General features: G+C 39.9%; 9 protein-coding genes. 4 read left to right on the forward strand and 5 right to left on the reverse strand.

Going from position 1 to position 12,644, the window contains the following annotated elements:
- Window positions 1–2: 2 nt before the first annotated feature.
- The 5 genes from BN3912_RS06530 to BN3912_RS06550 form a co-directional block, all read right to left on the reverse strand.
- Entirely contained in the window at window positions 3–1,304 is a 1,302-nt protein-coding gene (locus BN3912_RS06530) for an NCS2 family permease (protein WP_023983115.1), read from the reverse strand.
- Between the two features lie 9 nt (window positions 1,305–1,313).
- The gene (nudC, locus tag BN3912_RS06535) at window positions 1,314–2,096 is read right to left on the reverse strand and encodes an NAD(+) diphosphatase (RefSeq protein WP_023983114.1); all 783 of its coding nucleotides are present in this window, start codon (window positions 2,094–2,096) and stop codon (window positions 1,314–1,316) included.
- A 14-nt stretch (window positions 2,097–2,110) separates the two neighbouring features.
- The gene (locus BN3912_RS06540; protein WP_023983113.1) at window positions 2,111–3,859 is read right to left on the reverse strand and encodes a bifunctional metallophosphatase/5'-nucleotidase; all 1,749 of its coding nucleotides are present in this window, start codon (window positions 3,857–3,859) and stop codon (window positions 2,111–2,113) included.
- Window positions 3,860–4,021: 162 nt separating this feature from the next.
- The gene (locus BN3912_RS06545) at window positions 4,022–4,486 is read right to left on the reverse strand and encodes a MaoC family dehydratase (RefSeq protein WP_004370574.1); all 465 of its coding nucleotides are present in this window, start codon (window positions 4,484–4,486) and stop codon (window positions 4,022–4,024) included.
- Window positions 4,487–4,684: 198 nt separating this feature from the next.
- Window positions 4,685–6,301 carry an NAD(P)/FAD-dependent oxidoreductase gene (locus BN3912_RS06550; RefSeq protein ID WP_023983112.1) on the reverse strand — a complete coding sequence of 539 codons (1,617 nt, stop codon included), beginning with the start codon at window positions 6,299–6,301 and terminating at the stop codon, window positions 4,685–4,687.
- Window positions 6,302–6,456: 155 nt separating this feature from the next.
- On the opposite strand from BN3912_RS06550, the gene thrA reads away from it, so the two are divergent.
- From thrA to BN3912_RS06570, 4 genes are all read left to right on the forward strand, one after another.
- Window positions 6,457–8,892 carry a bifunctional aspartate kinase/homoserine dehydrogenase I gene (gene thrA, locus BN3912_RS06555; protein WP_023983111.1) on the forward strand — a complete coding sequence of 812 codons (2,436 nt, stop codon included), beginning with the start codon at window positions 6,457–6,459 and terminating at the stop codon, window positions 8,890–8,892.
- A 23-nt stretch (window positions 8,893–8,915) separates the two neighbouring features.
- The gene (locus BN3912_RS06560; RefSeq protein WP_023983110.1) at window positions 8,916–10,157 is read left to right on the forward strand and encodes a cofactor-independent phosphoglycerate mutase; all 1,242 of its coding nucleotides are present in this window, start codon (window positions 8,916–8,918) and stop codon (window positions 10,155–10,157) included.
- Window positions 10,158–10,197: 40 nt separating this feature from the next.
- Complete coding sequence (gene thrC / locus BN3912_RS06565; protein ID WP_023983109.1) at window positions 10,198–11,499, forward strand: threonine synthase; 1,302 nt, start codon at window positions 10,198–10,200, stop codon at window positions 11,497–11,499.
- Window positions 11,500–11,650: 151 nt separating this feature from the next.
- Window positions 11,651–12,613 (forward strand): lipoate--protein ligase, encoded by a 963-nt coding sequence (locus tag BN3912_RS06570; protein WP_023983108.1) that lies wholly within the window; start codon window positions 11,651–11,653, stop codon window positions 12,611–12,613.
- The last annotated feature ends 31 nt before the right edge of the window (window positions 12,614–12,644 follow it).

Genomic DNA, 12,644 nt, shown 5'->3' on the forward strand with positions numbered 1-12,644 from the left:
TATCAACTGAAAATAAAGTTTATTATGAACAGTATGGAAAGTATTACAATTGTTATATTCAATGCTTTCCATTGGGCTGTGCATACTTTAACTATAACGTAACTCAAGATTCCTAAGCATATACCGTCCGCAATAGAATAACATAACACCATAGTAATCATAGTAATAAATGCTGGAAATGCTTCAGAAACGTCACTCAAATCTATCTTCTTTACTGAGTCGAGCATCAATACTCCGACCAATACCAGTGCTCCGCTTGTTGCTGCACTGGGAATTAACATAAAGATAGGGGAGAGTAGTAATGATACAAGAAAGAGTATCCCCACGAAGAAAGAGGTAAGTCCACTACGTCCACCTTCTGCAATACCCGATGCACTTTCAATATATGTAGTAAGTGTAGATGAACCGAGCATTGCGCCACATGTGGTGCCTATAGCATCACTCATCATAGCTTCTTTTACATGAGGAATGGAACCATCCGGCCGTACAATACCTGTTTTTTCCGACAATCCGACCAAAGTACCGATCGTATCAAATATATTCACGATAAGAAGAGAGAAAACAACGAGAAGGGTTTGTATATTGAAAAAGCCATTAAAGTCAAACTGACAAAATATTGGAGATATTGACTGTGGAGCAGAAATAGGGAACCAATTTGCAGGAATAACGGTAACTCCTAACGGTATACCTACAAGAGTGGTCGCTATGATACCATAAAATAGAGCTCCTTTTATATTGCGTGCTATTAAAATTCCACTTAAAAGAATGGCGATAATACCTAAAATACATTCAGAAGAAAAGCTACCTAAACCTATGAAAGTCCCCTCTTTGGCAACAATAATATGGGCATTCTTCAGTCCTATAAATGCGATAAACATGCCGATACCTGCAGAAATAGCATATCTTAAATTCTTGGGAATGCTGTCAAGAATTAGTTCGCGTATATTAAAGAATGTAATGAGAATAAATATTATACCCTCTATCAGCATAATTGCTAATGATTGCTGCCAAGTATATCCCATGGCTTGACAGAGCGTATAGGCGAAAAATGCATTCAATCCCATACTGGGAGCTTGGGCAAAAGGGAGCTTAGCCATGAAAGCAAGTAGTAGGGTTGCTATGGCTGCAGCAATGGCAGTACCGGTAAACAAGGCCCCTTTATCCATACCTGTACTTGAAAGAATAGAAGGATTTACGGCAAGAATATAGCTCATAGTGAGAAAGGTTGTTGCTCCTGCAACCAATTCTGTTTTGAATTTCATGTTTTTGGCATCGAAGCCAAGTGCTTTTGATAAAAATTCCATAAGTAAGTATTAATGATTAAAAGTATTAAGCCAATTGTCCAATATCATTCGTGCTATAGAAAGTTTTTCTGGGATAGTTGGAAGATTTTCCTTATGAAACCAAGCTCCTCTTGAAAGTTCTGAACGCTGTAAGTGAATATCCCCATCAATATAATCGGCATTAAAGCCAACCATTAAGCCACAAGGATAGGGCCACGGTTGTGAACCGAAGTATTTCAAATTTGTTATTGTAATTCCCGTTTCTTCTCTAACTTCCCGATGCACGGCTTCTTCTAAAGTTTCTCCTGTTTCTACAAAACCTGCGATAAGTCCATAAAAGTCACTCTTAAAGTTACGAGCATGTACAAGCAAGACCTCATCCCCTTTATGCACTAATACAATAACTGCAGTCGCTAATTGAGGCCATATCTCCTTTCCGCAGTTAGGACATCGCTTCGAAATCTCTGTGTGCATTTCCATCGGTGTACCACAAACGCCACAATAACGTGTGTTGTTATCCCAATAAATTAACTCCTGACATTTGCCAGCTTTTAGGTACAAGTCTCTCGAGAGTTTATAGTACGAGGCACGCAATCCGCACATTTCATACTCTATTCGGTTTGTAATGGGGGCATCAATAGAAAATACTCGAACCTCTGTTCCGTCATCCATTGATGTTACATGCATAATATGTGTCCACGCTTTAATTGCTATGGGAGGCTTTATGCCAAGCGGAATTGTATATGTTCCATCCGTATTCTTTTGAAGGAGGAGGTCTCCTTTACAAAATATGAACCAATATGCTTTTGACATTTCGCATTCGTTTTCTATTTTCCGAATATTAGTTGTTTATCTCGTAATAGGGCTTGCTTTGTCCATGCCTCAGGAACAAACCTCCAATTATTATGCGCTTGCGGATTCAGAGTTCCCGCTTTTTCTATTTCTTTCATTAAATAATACCGCTGATCTTTCTCGCTTTCGTAAACAATACGTTTCTTCAGTTCCTCTCGGGGAATACCTGCACCCTTTGTTAAAAGCTCTCCGCCACCATTACCGCGATAACTATTCATCGCTACCTTATACCATTGGTGTTCATTAAAAGGCCGGCCATCAGTCAAATGCAATATTTTTACCTTTTTTCCATTGGGCTTTGTTACATCTACTTCATAATCTATACCGGCAGCACTGTCGAAGTTAAATGCTAAATTCTTAAACCCAAATCGCTGCTGATCATTCTTGGCATCATCATTCAGAAGCATGATATGATCATCCGGTTTAGTCATAGTATTAACCCATAAATCATAACTCATTTCTAAATGTTTACGAATTTCTTCCCCTGTCATCTTCAATACGTAGATTTGATTTTCGTATCTATAAAGATTAAACATATCACTAACATGTATATCTCCTGCCGATATGCTCGTATCAAAAGAAAGTGGGGCGTTGAAAGAAATATCTGCTCCGGTTATTTTGAGTTGTAAATCGTGTATAAAATCGGTAAATGCAGCGCTTCCAAAATAGCAATCACGGGTAAAAATTGAATGGGTAAAGTTACCAATTTTTCGATTAGCAAATTGCATAACAGAGTCTATTTCCGGTCGAAACCTTGATATAAATTCTTTATTAACTTCCTGATCTTCAATATTTATAACATCTCCTTCGATGTTTTTCTTTAATATTTTATTGGTGTTGTTATGCTGTCTATCGAATGTTATGGATATTCGAGCATCACTAATCATATATGCATTGCAAGAAGGATCCAAACATACGACATCCTTTCCTTCTATATTTTTCACTATCCCTTTGAATTTGGTGTGGTCGTGTCCAAATAAAATAAGGTCGAAGCCGGGGACTTCCTTTGCAACTTTCAGCGATGCATCCTCTTGATATTGGGCTGTTTCAATACCGCCTTCCTTTCCTGAATGAAACAGGCCTATTACCACATCAGGTTTCTCATGCATTTTGATATATTCCATCCAATACCTTGAAGAAGACACCATTTCATCGAACCTAAGCCCTTTCCATAGAGATTCGTTCAGCCAATTGGGTATTGCCGGCGTAAGCATACCGATAACTGCAATTTTCAAACCGTCTCGTTGTAAGATCGTATAAGGATGTAGATACGGCTTTCCTGTCTTCGTATCAATAACATTCGCTCCAAGCATAGGGCATTTTACCTCTTTGATCCATTTATCATAAACAGCGTGGCCTGTCTCGATATCATGATTTCCTATGGTTTCTGCATCATATTTCATATAGTTGACGACAGATGCGGCTACATTGGGCACTGATGGCTTTATATAATTGCTATAATAACAGGTAGGCTGTCCTTGGAGAATGTCTCCGTTATCTAAAAGAATAAGATTACTGCCATAGACCTTTCGTAAAGAATCTACATAAGTAATAACACGTGCCAAAGAACCGCTTTTGGGGGTGCGATTAATAAAATCGTATGGAAAAAAGCAACCATGGACATCACTGGTCTGAATAATTCTTAAATTTACAGTTCTTTCTGCAGACATTGCATTAAAGGTTAAACAAAATGCTGCAATGTAAGTTAATAGGAGTCTTTTCATTGCTATATTGCTTTTTATTTATCATAATACATATTATATGGAAAATACATATATGCTGATTAAACGGGTATTTTAGATTTTTTACTTAGTCGTTCCATGCTCCTTAGATCTACAACTTAACTGCCTTAAAGTAGCAGGTTAATTAAATCCTATGGAAAAACTTTAATTAAAATAATATAAGAATGTTGCTATACCTTCCAGTGCAGGTTTATGTTCGTTTTCTATTTCTATCTTAAATGCAATCTCCGTTTTACATATACCTCTCAGGTTTTCAATTTTATGCAATGTGGTAACTAATCTTACTCGACTACCTGTTAACACCGGTTTTCCGAACTTCATTTTATCCATACCATAATTTACCAACATCTTTATATTGTTGACCTCTACAATTTGATTCCACAGGTATGGCAGCAACGATAATGTGAGGTATCCGTGTGCGATGGTACTTTTATATGGACTTTCCGCCTTAGCACGTTCTACATCTACATGTATCCACTGATGATCCAATGTGGCATCTGCAAACATATTGATACGGCCTTGGTCTATTAAAACCCAATCAGAATGTCCTAACTCTTTGCCTAAATGTACTGCAAATTCATTGTATGAATTAATAACTAACCTTTCCATAATCGATTTGTACAATGTTTAAAAACGTTAATGCGTAGTTTTTGTTATTCAAAATTAGCACGTTTATAGTGTTAAAATTGTCATATAATTACCTAAATATAGGGCTACAAAAGTACAAAATAATTCTGATAATTATACTTATTTCTTATTTTTATCTACTGTTTTTATTGTTTTTTACTACCATAAAAATAGCTGGGGTTACATTCCGATGGCAGTCATATATTCTGCACACATCGTTGCACATCTTTCGCCATCGACTCCTGCCGAAACTATTCCTCCTGCATATCCGGCACCTTCGCCACAAGGAAAGAGACCATGAAGGCGTATGTGTTGAAGTGTTTCCTTGTCGCGTAAGATACGCACGGGACTACTTGTGCGGGTTTCTACAGCAATCATCACAGCTTCATTGGTCAGAAACCCATGACTCATCTTACCGAAATTTCGGAAACCTTGTTGCAGACGTTCTACTATAAACTTCGGCATCCAGAAATGGAGCGGACTGGAAATGAGGCCGGGAGTATAAGAACTTTTTGGGAGATCATACGATAGACGGTTATTGACAAAGTCGCCCATTCGTTGTGCCGGTGCCGTTTGTCGCATATTACCCTGTAACCAACAATTGCGTTCCAGTTCTTCTTGGAAGCGCATAATAGAGAGAACATCATTTTTATTCTTCCCTTCTATAGAATATTTTTTGGTATTTTGCAAGGCATAGATATCGTCAGGACGTACCTCCACCACCATTCCGGAATTAGACCAACGCGTGCCGCGATTACTCGGAGACATGCCGTTAACAACGATTTGCTGTGGCCCTGTGGCTGCCGGAATGACAAAGCCGCCGGGACACATACAGAAGCTATACACGCCACGTCCATCAATTTGGTTTACAAAAGAATATTCTGCTGCCGGCAAATACTTGCCGCGACCATTTTTATTATGATATTGAATTTGGTCTATCAGCTCTGAAGGATGCTCCAAGCGTACACCTACGGCAATTCCTTTCGATTCGATTTCAATTTCTGCATCTGCCAAATACCGATATATATCACGGGCACTATGTCCTGTAGCAAGGATTACCGGTCCGTGAAAAATTTTATTTGAATTGTTTTGCAGGTCGATGGCTTCAACGCCTGTTACACGTTTTTCCCTGATAACCAGTGATACCATTTTCGTTTGAAAATGTACCTCTCCCCCACTGTTCAATATCGTATTTCGCATATTCTCGATTACCCGCGGCAGTTTGTCGGTACCTATATGGGGATGAGCATCCGCAAGAATACTCGTAGAAGCTCCATGCTGGCAAAATACATTCAATATCTTGTCTGTAGGTCCCCGCTTCTTACTTCGGGTATAAAGCTTTCCATCGGAGAAAGCCCCTGCCCCACCTTCGCCAAAACAATAATTACTTTCGCCGTCGGCTTTCTGTATTTTGGTAATGAGTGATAGGTCTTTTTTACGTTCATGCACGTCTTTCCCACGCTCTAGTACCACAGGACGAAATCCAAGTTCTATCAGTTTGAGCGATGCAAACAGTCCGGCAGGACCTTCTCCTACCACAATTACTTGCGGTTTGTCGCCCACATAAGGATATACAGTGCGTATATATTCATCGTCTTGCGGCGGTTCGTTGATATAAACTCGTACTTTTAGGTTTACAAAAACGGTACGCTGCCGCGCGTCTATACTTCGTTTTAGTATTCTTACATGTGTTATCGTTCGTGCATCTATACCTTTATCTTTTGCCAAAAAATCTATAATGGCTTGTTCAGAGAAAGCTTGTTGAGGCAATACGCGTAATTGATATTCCTCCATCATAAATATCTTATTTATATTATTTCTCCCGCAAAATTAATCAATTTGCCAATAAAAACATTGGTATTCCTAATATTTATTAGTATTTTTGTTGCCAAGTTTTTCCATTACCCCATTTGTTTTGGGGAGGGTTTTACATTATTAATATAGATAGAAAAATGAAAGTACTAAAATTTGGTGGAACATCTGTTGGTTCCGTAAAGAGTATTTTAAGTTTAAAACGCATTGTAGAGAAAGAAGCAAAACGGCAACCTATAATCGTTGTAGTGAGTGCACTCGGGGGGATTACCGATAAATTAATATCTACAGGGCAATTGGCTTTGCAAGGTGATAATACATGGAAAGATGAATTTAGCGCAATGGTAGACCGTCATCATAAGATGATAGATACAATTATCACAGAGCCTAAGAGCAGAGAAGACTTGTTCAACGCAGTAGATTCGCTATTTGAACAATTAAAATCAATATATTATGGCGTCTTTTTGATACACGACTTAAGTGAGAAAACTCAAGATACGATTGTTAGTTATGGCGAAAGACTGAGTTCAAAAATTGTAGCTACCTTGATCAAAGGGGCTAAGTGGTTTGACTCACGAGATTTTATAAAAACAGAACGTAAGCATGGAAAGCACACTTTAGATAGCGAACTTACTAACAAATTCGTTAGAGAAATCTTTGTAGATCTGCCCCGTATATCACTTGTTCCCGGATTTATCAGTCGTGATAAGAACACCTCGGAGACAACAAACCTCGGAAGAGGCGGATCAGACTATACTGCTGCCATTATCGCTGCAGCACTTGATGCTGAAATGTTGGAGATATGGACAGATGTAGATGGCTTTATGACAGCCGATCCCAAGGTGATAAAAACAGCCTATACTATAAATGAATTGAGTTATATTGAGGCCATGGAGCTTTGTAATTTCGGGGCTAAGGTGATATATCCTCCTACAATATATCCAGTGTGCATCAAGAATATCCCTATTAGAGTAAAAAATACGTTTAATTCGAATAGTCGGGGAACAATTATCAAGAATAGGATAGCCAATGATCGTAAACCGATCAAAGGTATTTCGAGTATAAAAGGAACTACTTTAATTACTGTTACAGGTCTCTCCATGGTAGGTGTCATTGGCGTGAACCGACGCATCTTTACAGCATTGGCTGAACGTGGAATATCCGTATTTATGGTTTCTCAGGCCTCTTCAGAGAATTCAACTTCTATCGGTGTGCGCGATATAGATGCTCAACAAGCTGTGGATGTGTTAAACCGAGAGTTTGCCAAAGAGATAGAAATGGGTGCCATGTTCCCTATGCATGCAGAGAGCAATCTTGCTACAATCGCTATTGTCGGTGAAAATATGAAGCACACACCGGGCATAGCAGGCAAACTTTTTGGTGTCTTGGGTAGAAGCGGCATCAGTGTGATAGCTTGTGCGCAAGGAGCGAGTGAAACAAATATTTCGTTCGTTGTGGACAACATGTCTTTAAGAAAATCCCTCAATGTCATACACGACTCATTCTTCTTATCGGAATACAAAGTGTTGAATCTTTTTATATGTGGTGTCGGAACTGTTGGCGGAAAGCTGCTGGAACAAATACGTTCACAATATGAAGAGCTGAAAGAGCATAGCCGCTTGAAGTTGAATGTCGTAGGTATAGCCACATCAAGGAATGCGGTATTCAACCGTGATGGGATAAGCCTTGATACTTATTTTGATGCTCTAAAACATTCTGAACCAAGTAATGTTACAAGCCTCCGCGATAATGTAGTAGGAATGAATATATTCAATTCCGTATTCGTAGACTGCACAGCAAGTAAGGAAATAGCTTCTTTATACCAAACTTTGGTTGAGAATAATATCAGCGTTGTGGCTGCCAATAAGATTGCAGCATCATCTCAATACAGCGATTACATAAAACTGAAGCAAACTGCTTTGGCCCGCGGTGTGAAATTCAGATATGAAACAAATGTCGGTGCTGGGCTTCCCATTATCGGTACAATTAACGATTTACGTAATTCTGGAGATAAAATACTAAAGATAGAGGCTGTATTGAGCGGAACTCTTAATTTTATATTCAATGAGATTGCAGCTGATGTTCCTTTCTCGGAAACGGTAAAACGTGCCAAAGAGCAGGGATACAGCGAACCTGATCCACGTATTGATCTAAGCGGCACCGATGTTATTCGAAAACTTGTCATACTGGCTCGTGAAGCCGGATATAAAGTAGAACAGGAAGATGTGGAAAAACATCTCTTCGTACCCGATGATTTTTTTAGAGGAACTGTAGAAGATTTTTGGAAAAAGCTGCCTATTCTTGATGAAGAATTTGAAAAGAAACGTAAACTTTTAGAAGAACAGAAGAAGCATTGGCGCTTTGTTGCGACAATGGATCACGGTAAAACGAATGTTGCTCTGCAGACAGTAGACAGCACACACCCTTTCTATAATTTAGAAGGAAGCAACAATATCGTGCTTCTCACGACAGAGAGATATAAGGAATATCCCATGCAAATACAAGGCTACGGTGCTGGGGCAAGTGTTACCGCAGCGGGCGTGTTTGCAAATATCATGTCGATAGCAAATATTTAAAGAATCGTTTTTACGAAACATATATGAAACATATTATTATACTTGGCGACGGAATGGCAGATCATCCGATAGAACGTTTGGGAGGCAAGACACTTCTGCAATATGCCAATACTCCCTATATGAATTTGCTTGCAAAGAATGGACGTACAGGGAGGCTTATGACTATTCCTGAGGGATTTTTACCGGGCTCTGAAGTCGCGAATACCTCTATTTTGGGGTATGATCTTAACAAAGTGTATGAAGGTAGAGGACCTCTCGAAGCTGCTTCTATCGGCTACGATATGCATAGTGACGATCTCGCTTTGCGATGTAACATTATCTGTCTTGAGAATGGTATTATTAAAAATCATCACGGCGGACATCTGAAGACAGAAGAAGGCGATATGTTTATCCGATATCTGAATGATAAACTTGGAAACGACCGGATCAAATTCATCACGGGTATTCAGTATCGTCACCTATTAATTATAAAAAACGGCAACAAACATATCTTATGTACTCCCCCGCATGACCACCCGAATGAGGCGTGGAGGCCTTTACTGGTACGATCGGAGGATGGCTGGGCAAATAAAGCTGATGGAGAAAGAATGACAGGGCAAGCCACCGCCGATCTTATTAACAGTTTAATCCTGCAGTCGCAGCAACTCCTTTCCGAACATCCGTTTAACAAAAAACGTGCAAAAAGAGGGTTGGATATGGCAAACAGCATTTGGCCATGGAGTGGCGGCTACAGACCTACGATGAAACCTTTGGGAGAGATATACCCGCAGATGATGAAAGGTTCTGTTATCTCTGCAGTTGATTTGATCAGAGGAATAGGAAAGTATGCTGGATTGCATCGTGTTGAAGTAGAAGGAATAACTGGTCTTGCCGATACCAATTACGAAGGAAAGGCCGAAGCGGCAATACGGGCATTGAAAACGGGCGATTTCGTCTTTCTTCATATTGAGGCAAGTGATGAGGCGGGGCACGACGGTGATCTTGAACTAAAACTAAAGACGATAGAATATCTTGACTGCAGAATTGTAGGTCCGATATATAATAAGGTGAAGGAATGGGCAGAGCCTGTCTGCATCGCAGTATTGCCCGACCACCCTACCCCTGTCGAGATAAGAACGCATGTAAAAGAGCCCGTTCCTTTTCTAATATGGTATCCGGGGATTATTCCCGATGATGTACAAACGTATGATGAAGTAAGTTGCGCACATGGTTCATATGGCCTTCTTCATCTCGAACAATTCATGAACATATTCATGAGGTTTTAAACACTTTCCGAAAATTAACTATAAACGCTTCAATTCCATAATGAAATATTATTCGACCAATAAGAATGCACCATTAGCGGGCTTATGTGACGCGGTAATAAGAGGACTTGCTCCCGACCGTGGGCTCTATATGCCGGAATGGATCGAACCTCTCGGGGCGGATTTCTTCGAACATATACAAGACATACCGTTTCAAGAGATTGCCTATATTGTAGCGCAAGCATTTTTCGGTGAGGATGTAGAAGCCACTGCCCTACGGCAAATCGTTTACAATACACTATCGTTCGACGTTCCTTGTGTAGAAGTTGTCGATAATATCTACTCGCTCGAACTTTTTCACGGCCCCACCCTTGCGTTCAAAGATGTCGGGGCAAGATTTATGGCAAGACTCCTACAACATTTCATCCGGCAAGAAAGAAAAGAAGAAATAAAAGTGCTTGTCGCAACAAGCGGCGATACAGGATCGGCCGTTGCCAATGGCTTTTTAGGTGTAGACGGTATTCGTGTTTATGTACTTTATCCTGCTGGAAAAGTCAGTAAGATACAGGAAAGCCAGTTCACAACGTTGGGAAAGAACATTACAGCCATCGAAGTCAGCGGTACATTCGATGACTGTCAAGCGCTTGTAAAGGCAGCTTTCATGGACGAAGAACTCAACTGCAGGCTTAACCTTACATCTGCTAACTCCATCAACGTGGCCCGTTTCCTACCACAAGCATTCTACTATTTCAATGCCTATGCCCAGATGAAACGAATGCGAAAAGCCGATAATCTCGTTGTATGCGTACCGAGCGGAAATTTCGGAAACATCACGGCAGGTCTCTTTGCACAGCAGATGGGGTTACCCATAAAAAGTTTCATCGCCGCCAACAACGCTAACGACGTGTTCTATCAATATCTACAGACGGGAGACTATAAATCAAAACCAAGCAAACAGACAATTGCTAATGCTATGGACGTTGGTGATCCCAGTAATTTCGCACGTATTCTCGATCTCTACAACCATTCATGGGAAACCATCAGGAAACATATCACGGGAGTTGCATATACTGACAATCAAATCAGGGAAGCCATCAAGAAATGCTACGAACAGACAAGATATGTTCTCGATCCACATGGCGCATGTGCTTACCGTGCGCTGACCGAGAAATTAAAACCGCATGAAGTCGGCATATTCCTCGAGACTGCCCATCCGGCAAAGTTCAAAGAAAAAGTAGACGATATCCTGAAAACCAATATCGAGATACCTGAACGCCTCGCTACATTCATCGAAGGCAAAAAGCAAAGCCTGACAATGAATGCGGACTTTCAGGCACTTAAATCTTTACTGCTTAATGTGTAAGCTGTCTCACATTATTTTCCGTCTCCGTTATAAATAAAAAATGTTATCGCTTTTGTATAGGTCTTTCACCTATATTCTTTCTACTTTTCCTTGGTCATATCGATAAATATTATGTATATTTGCAATCGAAGATACTTAAAACTACGTACTGATGGTTTACATTAGCATACCCGAAAAAGACAGGCGTTTAAGCTTCTATCTCGCAATGGAAGAATATATTGCACGCCATTTGGATGAGGACGACTGCTTTTTCATGTGGCAAGTACGTCCCTCTGTGATATTCGGACGCAACCAACTCATTGAGAACGAAGTAAATACAGTATATTGCCGAAGTAACAATATAAGTATGTACAGGCGAAAAAGCGGTGGCGGATGCGTATATGCCGACATGAACAATGTGATGTTTTCATATATTACAAAAGATGAAAACGTGAGTTTTACTTTCAACAAATATATTCAACTTGTTGTAGAAGTATTGCAGAAAATGGGAGTAGACGCCGTAGCAAGCGGTAGAAACGATATCATGATTGATGGGAAAAAGGTGTCTGGAAACGCATTCTATCATATCCCCGGGCGCAGTATTGTACATGGAACGATGCTTTATGACACAGACATGCAAAATATGGTGGCCAGTATCACGCCGTCCGACAATAAGCTTGTGAGTAAAGGGGTGAAGAGTGTACGCCAGCATATTGCATTGCTGAAAGACTACACTCGGCTCACGTTATCCGAATTTAAAGATTTTGTAAGGCGTAACCTTTGTAAACGTGAGCTTAAACTTACGGCCGAAGATATCAGGAACATAGAGGAGATAGAAAAGGAATATCTTGCGGATGAGTTCATTTATGGTAATAATCCGCGCTACACAATGATCAAGAAACAGCGGATAAACGATGTTGGTGAGCTGGAAATACGTATGGAATTGAAGAATAATATAATAAAAAATATCAATATCATGGGCGATTACTTTCTGACGGGCGACATAGATAACCGCATTCTGCAACCTTTGCAAAACACACCGTATAATAAGGAAGCAATCTCGAAAGCTCTCCCCGACCGCATAGATGATATAATACTTCACCTGCGAAAGCAAGATTTCGTCGACCTACTTTAAAAAAGAACTAATTTAAAAATACCTAAACAAT

It is taken from the genome of Prevotella phocaeensis, assembly GCF_900065875.1.
Lineage (GTDB): Bacteria > Bacteroidota > Bacteroidia > Bacteroidales > Bacteroidaceae > Prevotella > Prevotella phocaeensis.

What these genes read in the sequence shown, in the direction of transcription:
- BN3912_RS06570 (WP_023983108.1), top strand. Translation starts at nt 11,651, where the DNA reads ATGGTTTACATTAGCATACCCGAAAAAGACAGGCGTTTAAGCTTCTAT.
- nudC (WP_023983114.1), bottom strand. Translation starts at nt 2,096, where the DNA reads ATGTCAAAAGCATATTGGTTCATATTTTGTAAAGGAGACCTCCTCCTT.
- BN3912_RS06530 (WP_023983115.1), bottom strand. Translation starts at nt 1,304, where the DNA reads ATGGAATTTTTATCAAAAGCACTTGGCTTCGATGCCAAAAACATGAAA.
- thrA (WP_023983111.1), top strand. Translation starts at nt 6,457, where the DNA reads ATGAAAGTACTAAAATTTGGTGGAACATCTGTTGGTTCCGTAAAGAGT.
- BN3912_RS06545 (WP_004370574.1), bottom strand. Translation starts at nt 4,486, where the DNA reads ATGGAAAGGTTAGTTATTAATTCATACAATGAATTTGCAGTACATTTA.
- thrC (WP_023983109.1), top strand. Translation starts at nt 10,198, where the DNA reads ATGAAATATTATTCGACCAATAAGAATGCACCATTAGCGGGCTTATGT.
- BN3912_RS06540 (WP_023983113.1), bottom strand. Translation starts at nt 3,859, where the DNA reads ATGAAAAGACTCCTATTAACTTACATTGCAGCATTTTGTTTAACCTTT.
- BN3912_RS06560 (WP_023983110.1), top strand. Translation starts at nt 8,916, where the DNA reads ATGAAACATATTATTATACTTGGCGACGGAATGGCAGATCATCCGATA.
- BN3912_RS06550 (WP_023983112.1), bottom strand. Translation starts at nt 6,301, where the DNA reads ATGATGGAGGAATATCAATTACGCGTATTGCCTCAACAAGCTTTCTCT.